Here is a 16,239-nt window from a genome sequence, read left to right as displayed (position 1 = left end):
AAAACCGTTGTCCCAAAAAGAAACCACACATTTTTTACAACGCTTTCTCCTGCAACTCGCTAAACAAGATACGCCTCGCAGCGCTAAACATGCCGCGGCGGTACTGTTACCAATTATTGCTCAACCAGGGCAAGCAGAACAAATAGTGCTCACTCAACGCAGCGCCCATCTGCGCCACCACCCGTCACAAATTAGTTTACCTGGTGGCAAACACGATCCCGAAGACATTAACCTTAGCCACACTGCGCTTAGGGAAACCTACGAAGAAATTGGCATTCATCCCACTGCGTTTACTATTCATGGTCAATTGCCAAAACAAACCACAGTAAGTAATTTTTCGGTACGCCCTTTTATAGCCACCACCAACCAAGCGTTGTCGTTTAAACTTAACTACGACGAAGTGGCTCAGGTAATGGTATTGCCACTACAGCCCTTTTTGCGACTAGATAATTACCACGGCTATGCCTTCAAACGCAGAGGAAAGCTCGAGGAAGTGTACTTTATAGAAGTAGAAAAACATGTGATATGGGGAGCCACCGCTAAAATATTGCGTGATTTCGCTTCTCATTGTTGCAGATAACTAAATATACTTATAATCTCAGAATTAACAACTTAGTGGCTTAAGCAGCTTTAGCTAGGATTAAACATGGTAAGTATATTTGACCTATTCTCAATAGGTATTGGGCCTTCCAGCTCTCACACAGTTGGGCCAATGAAAGCAGCTAAGCTGTTTGCAGAGCGTTTAGACAGCAACGCTGAGCTAAATCGAGTTGATCACATTAAAGTAGAACTGTTTGGTTCATTAGGTGCAACAGGCAAAGGCCATGGCACAGGCAAGGCCGTTATTTTGGGCTTGTTGGGTGAGTCGCCCGAGTTAGTGGATGTTGATACCGTTGATCAGGTGCTGCTAAAGGTTGAGCAAACCGAAGAGTTGTCGCTGTTAGCTAAGAAGACCATTAACTTCGCTAAAACAGGTGCCATTGTATTTCATCGTCGTAAGCAGCTACCAGCCCACAGCAATGCCTTAAGTTTTCATGCCTACCTAGACAATGGCAAAAGCATCTCGGCCACCTATTACTCTATAGGCGGCGGTTACATTGTCGAAGAAGGCCAAGAAAACGATACGTCGAGTCACAATTACCCCTATCCCTTCGAGAACGCCGAGAGCTTATTACAACGCTGCAAAGAGAGCGGCAAAAGCATTGCGGCCGTGGTCTCGGCTAATGAGCAAGTTCACTGTTCCACCCGAACCATTAGCCAATACACCCAACAAATTTGGCTTACAATGCAAGCATGTGTAAAACGCGGCATTAGTGAAGAAGGCATATTACCGGGCGGCTTAAAACTGGCTAGACGGGCACCAACTTTAAATCGGCAGTTGGCTTCGCAGCGAAACTTGAGCTCTGATCCATTAAATGTGATGGATTGGGTTAACCTATATGCATTAGCGGTTAGTGAAGAAAATGCTGGCGGTGGCCGAGTAGTTACCGCACCAACCAACGGCGCCGCAGGTATTATCCCAGCGGTATTGCACTACTACCACAATCACGTTCAAGAGCTTGATCAAGATTCAATCAATCAGTTTTTTCTAACCGCTACTGCCATTGGCTCTTTATACAAAACCAACGCGTCTATATCTGGTGCAGAGGTTGGCTGCCAAGGCGAAGTGGGCGTAGCCTGCTCGATGGCTGCAGCAGGCTTGGTGGCGATATTTGGTGGTAACCCAGAACAAATTGAAAACGCCGCCGAAATTGGTATTGAACACAACCTTGGCTTAACCTGCGACCCCATCGGCGGTTTGGTTCAAGTTCCTTGCATTGAGCGTAATGCCATGGGCGCACTTAAAGCCATAAATGCCGCTCGATTAGCATTAAGAGGCAGTGGCGAGCACAAAGTTTCTTTAGATAAAGCCATCAAAACCATGTGGGAAACTGGCTGTGATATGAAGAGCAAATATAAAGAAACTGCTCGTGGTGGCTTAGCGGTAAACATTATCGAATGTTAATTCGCAGCTAAGTGTAAATATGCTGTTATTAGGGGCTGTTTATCTTTCGCGGTTAAATTTTGTTCGCGATAAAATCGCTTTAGGCTCGGCAAAGAGTGTGTAGCCTAGCATTCTAGGTAAACACACCTTAACAAAGCATAAAGCGATTTTAGCCGAACCCTTTGGGCAGCCTCTGTGGCTTATTTCTACTGCGTTATCAGCTTCTCATGTAGGCTCGCTACACATCAAAGCTTCTGCCTTGTATAAATCAGCCACAAACTGCTGCAAAAATCAGCTCGAAAGATATACAGCCCCTAGATCTATCTCTTTGTTTTAGTAATAGTTAAGTGCAATCCACTTAAAATACCTATAACATTTAACCAACATTTACGGCCTGCACGACGCAGGCCGCTTGCATTCTTACAAATGGATTTGAAACTATGCTAAAACAGCTCCTGTCTGGGCTACTTTTGCTCGTCTTAAAAATCGTCTTACTGCCTTTTAAGCTAATTATTAAGGCCACCACCCGCTTGTTAAACTGGGTTTGGGGTTTAGTGAAAGCAATTTGGCAGGTTTGGCTAGCATTAGGACCACGTTGGTTACGCTATTCTTTTCTTGGCATTGCCTTGATCACAGCTGGATATTTAGGGCTAAAAGCTTTCCTCAAACCTAACCTAACCATAGAGACAGTGAATCAAGTTCACTACCTCAACAAAGGTTGGACCGACGAACAACGCGAGCGCTTTTACTTCACCCCACAAGGTACCGAGTTACTAGGGCTAGAATATGATTGGTTCATCAACCTAGAGCTGCCGCTTTCCAAAGATTTATTAACCAGCCCCGACAACATGCGCGGCTGGGGCTTTATTGTAACCCCTGGCCAGCAGCCTACCACCTTAAACCCTGGCAACCTTCCAGTAGGTTTAGGTCGGCACATTGACCCTAAATCCGGTAAGGAGCGCTTAGATCTCACCTGTGCCATGTGTCATACCGGTGAGCTTCACTACCAAGGGAACGCGCTACGCATCGATGGTGGTCAGGCAGTGCAAAGCATTTCTAACGCCAAACGTGGCGAGTTTATTACTACCCTCGCCGCCTCTGTAGTCGCAACCCTCATTAATCCAAGTAAATGGAGCCGTTTTGCTGACCGCGTTGCAGGACAAGATCCTGCACAGCGTAAGCAACTACGCAAACAAATTTGGGGCTTCTTGGGTAATATTAAGCAATTTGTATCCGGCGCTGGAGCTCCTAAGCTCTACCCTGTTGAAGAAGGCCGGGGCCGAACAGACGCAGTAGGCCGAATTGCCAATGTGGTATTTGGCTACGATCTCGACGAACCTGCAAACTACCGTGTCGCTAATGCACCGGTTAGCTATCCCTTCCTTTGGGATATATGGCGTTTCGATTGGGTGCAATACACTGGTTTTACCAACCAAGCAATGGCACGGAATGTCGGTGAAAGCCTAGGCGTATTAGCACCAATCAAACTAGTGAATGATGAAGGTGAATTATTAACTAGTGAAGAGTTTGGTGAATCAGTCATCGATTTAGCCGGCATGCACTGCGTTGAAGGCACCTTACGCTCACTCGAGCCGCCGCGTTGGCCAGAAGCTATTCTAGGAAACATCGATACCCAGCTTGCCACCCAAGGTAAAGACTTATTCCTAGACCAATGTCAGGCTTGTCATGGACCGCATCAAGTCCAACCATACCAGTGGAAAGTAGCCAGCAAACCTGGCGAAAATCCAGACAAGCAAATAGATGTAAACTGGCAATGGGATATGGACGGAGACATTACTTTTGTTGGCCAACAAGCGGTACGCGAAGATTGGCGCGAAGTAATTTGGGCAATGCCTTGGGTTAAAACTTCGGTGATTGGCACTGATTCAACTGCTGCAGATAACTACATGGATCACCGCTACGATGGTAGCAAAATTATTCCGGGCTCGGCCCCAGTGAATGCTGGCGATGGCTTACAAATACTGCTTAATCGTTTAGTGCCAAAGCTTTACCAAGACAACAACATCGATAAAGCCTTGATTGCTGACTACGATGGTTTAAATGTACCTTTTAGAATCGCCAATATGCGTGCTTATAAACCGCGCCCATTACATGGAGTGTGGGCTACCCCACCATTTTTGCATAATGGTTCGGTGCCTACTTTGTATCACCTGTTATCGCCACTTCGCGAGCGGCCAAAGCAATTTTATATTGGTAATCGTGAATACAACCCAGACCATCTAGGATTTGTTACCGAACAACGCCCAGGTAGTTTTAAACACGATACCAGTATTAAGGGCAACGGTAACCAAGGGCATCTATTCACTGATGTTGATATGCCGGGCCGAATCGGTCGTTTGCTTAGCATGCAGGAGCGTGCTGCTTTATTAGAATACTTGAAAGTAATGGGCAACCCAGAATTTAGCGACAAGCTTGGTGGAGACCCACTTGATTGGTCTAAATACACTCAAGCGCCACAGTTTGGCTCTGAACAGCAAGCTTGTTTAGACAGCTTTAACGCCGCGAAAAACAATCCAGCAAAGGTGCACTAAGATGAAAAAACTATTTACTAAATCACCTTTAGCCCTTTGTTTGCTTGGTTTAAGTTTTAATGCTGCTAATGCTAACGACTTATATAAAGAAATGGGCATTACCAAGCCAGAGCAAGAAGCCATTATGTCGGCGATTAACTCGGCGCGCGAAATATCTAAACGTGCAGAGCAATATAACGGTCTGCCTTACCGAAGGGACGCGCATGCCAAAGCAACCGGTTGTGCCCGTGCTACTTTCTCGGTAAATCCGGACATTCCAGAGCGTTTTAAAGCTGGGCTGTTTGCACAAGAAAATCAGCAATATAAAGCTTGGATCCGTTTCTCCAATGGCGACATGCTAGTACAAGCTGATAGTAAAGGCGACGCGCGGGGAATGGCGGTAAAAGTAATGAACGTACCAGGTAAAGCCATTGCCCCCGAACTCGGCGAGAGTCATAACCAAGATTTTATTATGACCAATACGCCGGCATTTTTTAACCGCAACATTTTTGATTACGCAGACGACATGACTTACTTGGCGAAGTTTCAACGCACCAAGTGGTTTATTAGCTTGTTTCCACCACGTTTGCACCCCAAACAGTTTTATCGGGCAATTCAAACCGTGTCATCGGTTATCAATACGCCACTTGAAGCACAGTATTTTTCTATGCTGCCCTACCGTTTAGGCAACAGCACCATTAAGTTTTCTACTAAACCTTGTGCCGGAATGACCTTCCCTAGCAAGGTAGATAAATCAGATCCTGATTATTTAAGCAATCAATTAGAAACTCAATTAGCAAACGGCGGAGCATGTTTTGAGTTTATGGTACAAGAAAAACTGCCGGGCTATTACATGCCGGTAGACGATGCTACCGCTATTTGGTCAGAGCAAGCCTCGCCATTCATTAGCATTGCAACGATTAACATTCCTCCGCAGCATTTATATAGCGAGCAGCAACAGCAGTTTTGTGAAAATATATCGATGAATCCGTGGCGAGCAGTAGAAGGCTGGGAACCCTTAAGCAGCTTAAACAAAGCCCGACGTGTTGTTTATCAAGCGGTATCTAAATATCGTCATCAGCAAAACAAAGCAGCAACGCCAGAACCCAACTCATGGTGCTTAGCCAGCGAAGGAGAAGTTTGCGATCCTAACCAGGGTTTAGTGGTGAGCAAACCCACTTGGCCATTGCCGCGCTGTTTTGACGGTTACGCTAAGCCCATTGATGGAGAAAGCTTAAACAGCAACTGTAAATAAAACTTAAAACCACGCTAAGCGTGGTTTTTTTTATTGTCGCTCTTTACTTCGCTATTACCGCATCACTATCTGGCCTTGCTTGTGATCCCAGCACCAGTAATTATCTTGGCTAATGTTAACTCCACCTCGCCAAAAACTTAGCTGAGAAGAAAGCTCTGTTACTATTGCGCCCTCAAGCGCCTTAAGCCCTGTATCGGTGATAGTATAACTAGCATCCATACTCCAGTGTTTGTCATCCTTGTTGTCAATTTTTACACAAGGAGGAGTTAACTGAGACAAACAGTAAAGCTCTTTGCTTAACCACGCATCCCCAAGAAAAGGCGCATCTTCTAAGGTTTGCAAGTTTACAAACAGTCGCCCAAGTTTTATCTCAGAGTCTTCCATAATTTGTTGGTAACGCTGATCCGCAACGAACTCTTCTTCACCCTGATATTGAGCTTGCTGACGAAGATTACTCTGCAAAATAGGCAACTCTTGCATTGGTTTAGCCAAAGACTCAAGAATGTGCAATTGCGTAAGACTTAACCCCTTATCTAGCCAAGGATACTCTTGGGCAAAACGCAGCAAAGCATTCGCCATAAATGGTAGTGGTGATAATGGTTCTAGGAGTAGATGATTGAGTTGCTCAGGCGTGTTGGCTACAAGTGCCTGCCATACCCTTTTGCCTAATTCTAATTGCTCAACACTAAGCGTTTGTCTGTTTGGATAAAGCGCTTCGAGCTGGCTAATCGAAAGGTTTCCTAGGCCATGGAAATAATCAAGCTCGGGATGCTCACCAATACAAATAATTCGAAATTGCTCGGTAAGTTCGGGATGTTTGGCTAAATGAAATAAACATTCAGCCAACTGCAATTGATCATAGAGATCGTGTTCAAACCACAACACAACCTCCTTATATTGACTTAGCTTATCTAAAACCGCTTGGCGCTGAACAAAATCATCCAAGATCTGCTGTTCACTAATATCCATTGCAGGCAAAGGGCTGGGCAAACTTATTGTTTCGTGAATGAAACTAGCTCGAGCTTTTAGATAAGCTTGCCCTTCTGCAGCAACAATTGGCCCGTCATGCAATACGTCTCGCCAACACAGTATCTCACCCTGGACAATACTTGATTGCTTAAGCATTTCTCCCACGCTATCGCCGTTGGTAATGTGTAATTGCATCGGCTGTTCCCTCGTTGAGTTTGCCCCAGCTTAACAAACTTCTATAAAGGAACAAACGCCACTAAGCATCATTAAGTAACGGGGTTTCCAATTGTGGTTCTATTACCTCAAGTTCCTGCTTAATTTCAGCATCCAAGCGCCAAATAGCCTGCCAAACTAAATCAGTAGTTGTGGCGGTATCATCTACCCCATGCACCAGCTTAATTTGATAATCTACATTGTCAGAACCTATGCTAGCTACATCAATATAAACCCGATTAACGGCGTCAATAGCCATAAGGGCGGCTTCTATCCGCGGGATCACCTGCAAGGGTTCTAACTGTTTATTTACTGAGGCAGAAAAACCACCTGTCACAATCTGCCCACTGCTACTCACATTGTTTAAATTGGCATTTGCCAAAGTATTGTTAGGGATAGAATAGAGTGTATTGTCAGCCGTTTTTACCTTAGTTGTACGCCAGTTCATGTCGATCACTTCGCCTACAATTGGCCCGCCATAGCCACCTAGGCTAATCCAATCTCCAAGCTTAAACGGCTTCTCCAAGCTAATAGCAATGCCCGAGAAAATATTCACAAGGTTTGATTGCAAAGCTAAACCCAGGATCATTGCCACTAAGCCAGACGTTGCTAATAGGCTGGTTAGCTCTCGTTGGTATACAAAAGAGAGAATCGCAAATATCGCTCCAATGTAGGCCAAGCCACGTGTTAAGTGGCGCATAATTCGTGGAACTTGGCGGCCACTGCGCTTTTCTATGGGATCCCAAAGCAGTACATCAATTAACAAAGCTAAGGTCGAAGCAAACAGTAGCCACCACAATACGTCGAAACAATTGCTAGCAAACAGCTGATTAGTATTAGGATAAGCTTGCGCTAACCAATCTAAAAACAAGGGCTCAGCGGAAGCTATAAACAAGGCGTATAAAAGCTTGTTCCCTAAGCCATAAGCTCTAGATAGCTGACCCAGTATCTTAAAGTCTAAAACCAATGCGTAAAGTAACCACGCCAATACACTGCTATAAAAGATTATCTGCTGCCACTGTGCAGGAATACGCCCCCTTAGGCTTAATACATTTTCTTGTACCGGCGTTAGAGAATTAAACCGAGAGAACTCCACGGCTTGTCTGTCTGAATGTAAATACTTGGGATCACCTAAACTGCGTTTACGTAAGGTATCTTGAAAAGACAAAGTGCTGCCTTGGCGCCACTGGCTGGTGTCAAATTGAACCTTGTGCTGGTTGGCTTGGTTTTTATGTAGGCTGGTTTGGCCGAGCCCAACAATATCTGATACATAAATGAGCTCACTTCTTGGCAGCGTAGTATGCCTAAAATTTACGCCCAGTTGGTATTCTCCAAAGGCTGCTCTACCGGGTTTTGCATCTGCTAGAAAAGTGCCTTCAACCTGATAAAGCTGGTAAGTACTTTGGCTTGTAAAATTAGACTCTATTGGTTCTTGCAAGCTCAAATCACCCACCGAATTTAAAAACACGATGTCTTCTGCTTTTACCCCTGGCGTGCTTCTAAACCAAAGCTTAAATTTGGCTTTGAAGGTCATATCTATGGTGGAAAACTCACTAATGTTTTGCATTTCAATGCCGGTATACACCACATCAGTTCGGCGCACCGCAAGGTTTTCGTCATTAACATCTTGCAGCTGGATCGGCGCAGAAACAAAAGCCCCGCCACTAAACAAGCCCACTTGCATAGGGCGTAATACGTTGCCTTGTGAATCAAAATACAAAGAGTGGGTTAAACCCTGAACAGCATTATTGGGTGAATCAAAACCAGTTAAGTGGTTTTTTATCGCCGCTCTTTGGCTAGCTATATTAAGCAGGCTAAAGTCATCGGCCCCGCCAGCTTCACCGCTTGCTGCATCTATAGCGGCCGATACGATAGTTGCCGCATCATAGTATGCAGCCGAAACACCACTAGGCTCATAACCAAAACCTTTATGAAAGCTTTGATAAAACAGTTGAGTTGATTCACTAGCTACATCAAACAAGATAGGACTAACGGCGAACACCCCATTAGTATAATAACCAGATACTTCTCTCTCTTGGCTTCGATGTTTAAAACGCTCGGGGAAACTTTGCTTACCAATAGAAGAACTGCCAATAAACAGCCAATTTGGATGTTGCTGCTTTAAATGGCTAACTAGCGTTTCACCTTCTACATCATGCACCGCTAAGAACACTGCTCCGGTGTGGCCAAACTCACTGATTTTTTGGCTTATTAGCTCGGCTTGTTTAGCGATGTCTCTTTTTAGATCCACCCCTAAACTCAGCGTTTGAATCGCTAGCAGTTCAGCTCTATTAAGAAAAGAATCTGCTAACGACTCGCCAAATTTATCTTGGCTATAGATTAATACCGCTTTGCCTTTAGCTAGGCTTGCAACGTAGTCGGCAACAAACTTACCTTGTAAATGATTATCTGGAATAACCCTAAAAGCCCAATCATTATTCTGGGTGATCTCTGTTGCGGTGGCTGAGCCCCCAACCATGGGCAAACCAGCACGTTGGTAAATACTGGCGGCCTTGATCGAGGTAGCCGATGCCCGATGCCCTAATACGGCAACTACATTGTTAGTTGCAGCTAACTGCTTCGCAATTAGCTGTGCTTTGCTTTTGTCATTAGCATCATCGTATTGCTGAACAACAATGGCTACTTGGTTATCTTGCCGCTGGCTATTATGGAGATCAGCATAAAGTTGAGCACCGTGAACCATTGATAGGCCTTTGTCGGCTTCATTACCCGACATTGGCCCAACCACCGCCAGTATTACACTATTTGTTCCACTGTCGCTTATCCACCGCTGCAGGTGCTCATAACTAGTAACTAAGGCGCTTGCGACAACACATAAACAAGCAAGCGCAAGTATGCGTCTACGTAAATTCCATCTAATAGCCAAAACAGTCTTCCTTAACGGTTTTATTCAAAGTAGTTATTGGTGGCGCGGGCAAAAGCTTCTAGTACTTTTGGCACTTTGATATCGCGAGCTTCAAGTGCTTGATGACGCAGAGCTACCACGTATTGTTTCGATATTGCCACTGGCATCTGTGACAAACTAGCGGGATCTTCCACTAAGCGAATAGCCCGCTCGAAAGCTATCTCTCCCTGCTCAAAGGGTGAAGCTCCAATCGAGAGCATGACCCCGTCTTCAGAGTTAAATGCATTGATACCAACAATCGGTAGCGTTGAATTTGCTTCGGTCCATTGCGCCACTTCTTCAGCAGAGACAAAGCTTTCGCTACCGTCACTAAACAGTTTACGGTAGCCGCCAACTAGCAAAAATTGGTACTTGCCGTTAAGTGATAGAACAGCTTGCTTCCACTGCTCGAAGGTTTTAACCCCAACATGTCCTTGGTATTCAAGTGGCGCCCACTCTTGTCTTGCTAGGTAACCCGCATCAAGCTTGGCCGAAGTTGAACTATCTGAGAGGTAAACAACACTCCCTTTAAAGCTGCCAAGTCTAGGCTGGCTTTCTACCAATAACCTTAATACTTCTTTAATTGCCGACACCGATTTACGTTCGAGTATGCCGGTCACATTGTCAGCATCCTGATAACCATAGGCTTCAAGCTCGGCGTTTACGCCGGCAAACACAATCTGAATCGCTTCATTTCCAATATAATCGGTAGCAACTAAGCGCTGAGCATCGTCATCAATAACCAGTAATACATTGGGTTGGTAGTTATCGACTACCCGTTTAGCAACCGTTGCAGCGCGTTTTTTAGCGGCTTCGCTAGACTGATTTTTGGTATTCATGTAGTGATAGCGAATATCGACATTCATGTGTGCGCGTTTGGCTCTGTCGATGCCCTGGTTAACTGTACGGGTCCAGGCATAGTCGGTTTCGTAGCTATGAAGAATGAGGATTCTTGGCCTTGAAGCCCCCTCCACGACTATCACGCCGATAGTGGCAACGAGAAAGCTCAGCATAATGACGCTTAACAATAACTTTTTCATTATATAAGCCCCATGCTCTGCCAATAAGGAATGCTGAGATAAACCGCTACAAGTTTAAACAGGTATATCAGTACATTCATTTTCATCAACTTGGCTTCATCATTACTCACAATGCCGGTGGTTAAACTTAAAAACTGCATGTAATAAGAAGCCTGGAATGGCCAAAAGAAACTTTCTGAAAGGAACAATATTAGGAAACCAATCACCCAAGGATTCACCCCCACTTCTATGGAAGCAGGAATAAGTAAGGTGGCTAGAATAATCACCGTTGCATTGATTGGCAGTATTAAACGAATAAGACTCACGATAACAGCCAACAACACCACAAACAGTGCCAGGCTTTCTTGCATGTAAGCTGCTAACCAATAGATTTTTCCAGTAAGCCAAGTATCTAGCTCTACTTGATGAATGATGTCGACCACACCAATTAGCGAGCCTAAGAACACAAGAAAACTCCAATCAATTTTGGTTCTAAACTGGTTGGGATCTAAAAAGCCAAACATCATCAAATAGAACAGTATGGCTAAGGCAACCCAAGCAACTTCGATACGGTGAATATTGGCAAATAGCAGAGCTGATATAAGCACGATTAGACCAAGAATTGACGACCACTCGGCAGGGTTTAGCGAACCAAGGGTTTTAAGCTGCTGCAGGCTTGTGGTTTTTGGCAGCTTTAGACTTTGTTTATTGCGATAAACCCAGCACAAAGAAACAGCGTAAAGCGCTAACAGCACCATGCCACAAACCAAGGCCGCAAGTAGCCAATCTAGCCATTGGAAATACTGCTGAACTTGCTGTGGCAACATGCCTAGTACGATGAAGTTTACCGACTTACTACTAACAAAAATTGGCGACAGTAAGCTTGCGCCAAATAGCAGGCTGGCCTTTAACCTAGGTCCCTCTTGCTCACGCGCTTCTTTACTCGCACCACTCAACAAATCTTTTAAGAACGGCGCAACAATGGTTACCCTACCATTAACGGTAGGCACAACCGGTGTAAGCAATGCACCAACACTAAAAAAGCTGATGTTGTACCAAATTTTGGAAGCAGGACCGATTAACAGTAGATGCAACAACATGCGATAACTTAAACCCGATGAGCGGATTACCGCGCTCAAGCCAAGTATGCTCAAAGCCATAAAAAAGCTGTTGCTCGAGAAGCCGGAAAACGCCGACTCACTAGTGGTAATTCCCAGCAATACGGCACTTAAAACTGCAAATAACCCGGGCACATAATCTGGCAGCAAACGAAAGATCCACATTACCGAACAAATGCCAAGGATTGACGCAAAGTAGATTGCATCTTGGTGCAATGGTTGCTGGCTAAGTATTAAACCCCAATAAATCATTAAAGGCGTGATTATCGCAAACAGCCAACCAATGATCTGGCGATAGCCTACTTCAATGTCATGTTTAGGGCTTAAGTCGACTTCGATATGCGTTTGTCCGGCAAGGCGAGAGTGGAAGCTGTCGAGCAATGACTGCTTAAAACTACTGTAGGCCTCTAGGGTAAGTATCGCCGCCAAGGGTAAAACTACCAGCTCGGCACTCTCTACTACCTCAATATCGTAGATGTAACTGCGCATACCTAGTGCCGACTCTTCGCCGAAGAAGCCACTAATAGGTCCTTTAACCTGATCTTTATTGGTGGTTTGTAGCTCACCTTCCAATAAGTAATATAGGTTGTTCGCGTCTTCTCCCGAGCGGCAAATAACCTCACCAGGCGCTAACTTCACAACGGTAATATTTGCTAACAGTCGAGCGAGGTCTTCTTTCTGGCAGCCAGAAAAAGCAGGGTTACTTTTTAAAAACTGACTTAAAACTCGTAGCTTTTCCGGCATAATCATCGGCAATACTGCTCCGTTGAGATTACAGCATGTACCTGGTACTCTGCCCCCGGCGCAATAATGTATTCACTAGCACCTTGTTTAGATTGAAGGTTTCCCCAATCGTAGGTGTAACCTAAGCCTGTCCATGGAACACCTGTAGACTCTCGAAAACTCTTGAAGTATAAAGCTTGATAGAAGCCCGGATAATCGTTAATCCCCTTCACCTCCTCGGCTATGTGGCTGGCATCTAGCTTACAACTCTGGTCGTCAGTTTCAGGGTCGACACAAGGTCTAAATAGATCTTCTGGCGCAACATACAACTCTACAAAAGCATCGTAATCCCAGCTTGGGTCTAAACCTAAGTATTGCTTTAAACGCAGCTCAAGATCGCTTTGCGAAACAGTTGTATTATCAGACAGGTACTGACTGCAAAACTGCTGAAGTTGCGGAGCAAGGCTCACCCATATTGGATAATTTGGATTGGTAGAACTGTGGGTATTTGGCAAAATAAATTTGTCGATGGCACCCTGGCTTTTCCAAGTGAGTACCAGCAATTTGTCGCCTTGTTCATTCCATTGCAGTAGTTCGTTGTTAGCATTTACGGCAAACAAATTAGTGCTAACATCTTCAGGTTGAGGAAATGCAGCCTGCTTAACTGCTAAATCGTAGGCGGAGTTAGGTTGCTCGAGTGATTGGCTACAACCTGCCATAAGGCATACAGATAAGGTGCAAGCTAGTGCAGGAAAAGTGAATTGATTCAAAATATGTCCTTGTTTGAAAGCGGCAAATCCTTTGCCTTATAACCAAAAGCGAGATAACGCTTAAGGCTTAGCTCTTAACCAGCATTAGTTGCTAATTACTTGTTAATGACAATAAATTAGCTTTGGTAAGATTATATTGCTAATAGGAATATCACAAACATCAATAAAATACTGCTTTAAGGCTATTTTTTGTAAAGGCAAGCTGTATCGCCACATGAACACCCAGATAGACAGTTTAGCATTTTCATAACAAGGCCTTGTTTAAAGATTAAACTGGTTATACCAATATGATATAAAAGTATGGATATTTGATAGAAATACAACCTAGGAGGACTTGAAGAATGACTAACATCAACGGAAGTTGCCTATGTGAAGCTGTGCAGTTTGAAGCCCAAGACAAGTTTCAGCAATTTCATCTCTGTCATTGCGATCAGTGTAAGAAAATGTCCGGTAGCGCACATGTGTCAAACCTATTTATTAGGCCGGAATTTTTCAAGTGGCTGGCTGGTGAAAACCTGGTCGCTAGATACGATGTTCCTAAGCGCAGTATAACTAACGCTTTTTGTAAGCAATGTGGTAGTGCAGTGCCCTATTTATCGAGTACTAAGCAGTGGGTAATTGTGCCGGCTGGCGGCCTAAACAATTGCCCTAGTTTAAAACCGCAAGACCATATTTTTACCAACGAGAAAGCTGAATGGTACAAAGATATTGATGAAATAGCTCAGTATCCTCATTTTCCAGATTAAGCTACGTTTGCCACGACGGCTTTATTACGTCCACTGTCTTTAGCTTCGTATAAAGCGTGGTCGGCTAAACTCATCAATTGCTCTATATTTTCTTCTGATTGCATCAACGCAATACCAATGCTGGTGGTAAAGCGTATTTGTACGACACCGGTATTCACATAAATCCGCTCAACTGCCGAGCGTAAACGCTCTGCGGTATGTTTTGCAGTATCTAAATCGGCATATAAGGCTAAGCCAAATTCTTCACCGCCCAAACGCCCTAATACATCACCATCACGGATTTCGCTTTCTAAGGTACTGGCAAACTTCTTCAAAGCCTTATCACCAGCAGCATGGCCATGGTTATCGTTAATTCTCTTAAAGTGGTCAATATCGAACATCAACATGGTCATGGGATGCGAACGGTTACGGCAACTATCAAACATCGCCTCGGCCTTGGCCATAAAACTACGTCGATTATTTATGCCTGTTAGTGGATCGGTGCGAGCTTCACGCTCTGCCTCAGACTTAGCAACTTCAAGTGCATGAGTACGCTCAGACACCAATATTTCTAACTCTTGTTTAGCGCGTTCGAGTTGGCTGCGGTAGCGCAGTTCGGCCTGCTCTTTTAGACGGCGCAATCTAAACAGGTGAATCCCCATAGCAACCATGATCACCATCATTTCACTGTATGAGGCTACAACCGGCCAGTAGTAAGTGACAAAAGTATGTTCAACAAGGCCTAAATCACGCAAGGCTTGGCTAAATAGCCCGACTATTAATACTGTCCAACCTAAGGTGTAAACAGCGGATTCTCTAGAACCTTGGTACCAACGAATCAAACTGGCTATCGCTAACATCGGGTATAGCAATAAAGCAATGGTAATAAGCACCACCGAGAATACGGTTTCTCTGGTCAGTGCCGCCACGGCAAGTAAAGCCGCATTTAAGATCATAAAGCGTAAAACATAATCTAAACGAGGCGTATTCACTTTTGTTTGCAGGAATATGCGGGCAAAAATAACACCAGTCATTATCGACATTGCCCCAGTTAAGGACATGTAACTCCAATGGAAGTCTTCGCGAATGAAGAACATATGCGTAAAACCCAATATAGTTGGCCATGTCGCCAATTTGGTCGCCGCATAGACAAAGTATGCGTAATAGGTTTTATCATTGGTGGCAATTCCGGTCACCAAGGAAATAATCGACATTAAGGCAAGACCGCCTACCAGAAAGGCGATACTGCCTAGCTCGATACTCTGCACATAGTGCATTTTGTCTGGCTGCCAAACCCTTAAATCTGGGAATACAAAACCCTTTTCGTCAGAGCCAAAGCGAAAGTAAAACTGATGGGTTTCACCTGCTGCTAACTCTACCGGTACTACAAATCGTTGGTGACTGACTAAGCGCTCTGAAAAAGAATTATTTAAAGCGAGATCGGCAATTTCTAAAAAACTAGGATCGTTAGTATTACGTTGATAAGCATTTAAGTAGATGAGTTGGTGGTCAACGTATTCTAAATTTAGAGTAATCGGTTTATCGCTATCATTGTGCAGATAGAAAACGCTCCAAAACGCTCCTGGCTGTAAACCCGTGGAACCTTTACTCGGCAATCTAGAGAACTTATCTAAACGATAAGCAGCGATAGCATCAGCCAGATCAGCCTTGCCTTCTAAATCGTGCCATACCTGAAAATGCTCACCCAGCCTTACACCATCTTCTAAACCATTTACGTGCAACGCACTTAAGCTCTCAGCTTGAGCAACAGAGAGAGTACAAACAGAAAACAAAACCAAGGCCAAAGCGAGTTGAGTTTTGCCTAAACAGCGCAAAAAATAATTAATCATGATGGTTTTACGTAGGCCGCCTTTCCTTGCGATATCGGAGTAGTTGTTAAATCTAATGTTCGTACAGCCCTGTAACAAAACATTAACCACTTATTAGAAGCTTAAAGATAAACACTAAGGAAGTCTACGAATCTACCTCTAATTAGTGAATTATCATCAAGTTGGGTACCAAATGTT

The 16,239-nt window shown here is 44.4% G+C and carries 11 protein-coding genes; 5 read left to right on the top strand and 6 right to left on the bottom strand.

What is annotated here, in order from left to right:
- The first annotated feature begins 7 nt into the window (after positions 1–7).
- The 4 genes from OAG1_RS09705 to OAG1_RS09690 all read left to right on the top strand — a co-directional run bounded on the left by OAG1_RS09705 (position 8) and on the right by OAG1_RS09690 (position 5,770).
- On the top strand, positions 8–580 hold the full coding sequence (locus OAG1_RS09705) for a CoA pyrophosphatase (protein WP_338626157.1): 573 nt from the start codon (positions 8–10) through the stop codon (positions 578–580).
- A gap of 66 nt (positions 581–646) precedes the next feature.
- A complete protein-coding gene (locus OAG1_RS09700; RefSeq protein ID WP_338626155.1) occupies positions 647–2,005 on the top strand; it encodes an L-serine ammonia-lyase in 1,359 nt (452 codons plus the stop codon).
- A 419-nt stretch (positions 2,006–2,424) separates the two neighbouring features.
- Positions 2,425–4,536 carry a di-heme-cytochrome C peroxidase gene (locus OAG1_RS09695; RefSeq protein WP_338626153.1) on the top strand — a complete coding sequence of 704 codons (2,112 nt, stop codon included), beginning with the start codon at positions 2,425–2,427 and terminating at the stop codon, positions 4,534–4,536.
- Position 4,537: 1 nt separating this feature from the next.
- Positions 4,538–5,770 carry a catalase family protein gene (locus OAG1_RS09690; RefSeq protein ID WP_152780837.1) on the top strand — a complete coding sequence of 411 codons (1,233 nt, stop codon included), beginning with the start codon at positions 4,538–4,540 and terminating at the stop codon, positions 5,768–5,770.
- 54 nt (positions 5,771–5,824) lie between these two features.
- On the opposite strand, the gene OAG1_RS09685 is transcribed toward OAG1_RS09690, so the two are convergent.
- From OAG1_RS09685 to OAG1_RS09665, 5 genes are all read right to left on the bottom strand, one after another.
- Positions 5,825–6,934, bottom strand: coding sequence for a DUF1835 domain-containing protein (locus tag OAG1_RS09685; RefSeq protein ID WP_338626150.1), 1,110 nt, complete (start codon positions 6,932–6,934; stop codon positions 5,825–5,827).
- Between the two features lie 61 nt (positions 6,935–6,995).
- A complete protein-coding gene (locus OAG1_RS09680; protein ID WP_338626148.1) occupies positions 6,996–9,839 on the bottom strand; it encodes an ABC transporter substrate-binding protein in 2,844 nt (947 codons plus the stop codon).
- Positions 9,840–9,859: 20 nt separating this feature from the next.
- Positions 9,860–10,897 (bottom strand): hypothetical protein, encoded by a 1,038-nt coding sequence (locus OAG1_RS09675; protein WP_338626146.1) that lies wholly within the window; start codon positions 10,895–10,897, stop codon positions 9,860–9,862.
- Positions 10,897–12,744 carry an SLC13 family permease gene (locus OAG1_RS09670; RefSeq protein WP_338626422.1) on the bottom strand — a complete coding sequence of 616 codons (1,848 nt, stop codon included), beginning with the start codon at positions 12,742–12,744 and terminating at the stop codon, positions 10,897–10,899. The genes OAG1_RS09675 and OAG1_RS09670 overlap by 1 nt, the downstream gene beginning before the upstream one ends.
- Entirely contained in the window at positions 12,741–13,487 is a 747-nt protein-coding gene (locus tag OAG1_RS09665) for a hypothetical protein (RefSeq protein ID WP_338626144.1), read from the bottom strand. Before OAG1_RS09665 ends, OAG1_RS09670 begins: the two co-directional genes overlap by 4 nt.
- Positions 13,488–13,828: 341 nt before the next feature.
- On the opposite strand from OAG1_RS09665, the gene OAG1_RS09660 reads away from it, so the two are divergent.
- Positions 13,829–14,233, top strand: coding sequence for a GFA family protein (locus tag OAG1_RS09660; protein WP_338626142.1), 405 nt, complete (start codon positions 13,829–13,831; stop codon positions 14,231–14,233).
- Here OAG1_RS09660 and OAG1_RS09655 read toward each other — a convergent pair.
- Positions 14,230–16,062, bottom strand: coding sequence for a diguanylate cyclase (locus OAG1_RS09655; protein ID WP_338626140.1), 1,833 nt, complete (start codon positions 16,060–16,062; stop codon positions 14,230–14,232). The two genes, OAG1_RS09660 and OAG1_RS09655, sit on opposite strands and share 4 nt — an antisense overlap.
- Positions 16,063–16,239 lie beyond the last annotated feature (177 nt).

Origin of the sequence: Agarivorans sp. OAG1, assembly GCF_037076485.1 — a bacterium.
Classification (GTDB): Bacteria; Pseudomonadota; Gammaproteobacteria; order Enterobacterales; family Celerinatantimonadaceae; genus Agarivorans; species Agarivorans albus.
Note: the sequence above shows the minus strand (reverse complement) of the source record. Positions and strands in the feature narration are given on the sequence as shown.

What these genes read in the sequence shown, in the direction of transcription:
- OAG1_RS09685 (WP_338626150.1), bottom strand. Translation starts at nt 6,934, where the DNA reads ATGCAATTACACATTACCAACGGCGATAGCGTGGGAGAAATGCTTAAG.
- OAG1_RS09660 (WP_338626142.1), top strand. Translation starts at nt 13,829, where the DNA reads ATGACTAACATCAACGGAAGTTGCCTATGTGAAGCTGTGCAGTTTGAA.
- OAG1_RS09700 (WP_338626155.1), top strand. Translation starts at nt 647, where the DNA reads ATGGTAAGTATATTTGACCTATTCTCAATAGGTATTGGGCCTTCCAGC.
- OAG1_RS09670 (WP_338626422.1), bottom strand. Translation starts at nt 12,744, where the DNA reads ATGATTATGCCGGAAAAGCTACGAGTTTTAAGTCAGTTTTTAAAAAGT.
- OAG1_RS09675 (WP_338626146.1), bottom strand. Translation starts at nt 10,897, where the DNA reads ATGAAAAAGTTATTGTTAAGCGTCATTATGCTGAGCTTTCTCGTTGCC.
- OAG1_RS09655 (WP_338626140.1), bottom strand. Translation starts at nt 16,062, where the DNA reads ATGATTAATTATTTTTTGCGCTGTTTAGGCAAAACTCAACTCGCTTTG.
- OAG1_RS09690 (WP_152780837.1), top strand. Translation starts at nt 4,538, where the DNA reads ATGAAAAAACTATTTACTAAATCACCTTTAGCCCTTTGTTTGCTTGGT.
- OAG1_RS09695 (WP_338626153.1), top strand. Translation starts at nt 2,425, where the DNA reads ATGCTAAAACAGCTCCTGTCTGGGCTACTTTTGCTCGTCTTAAAAATC.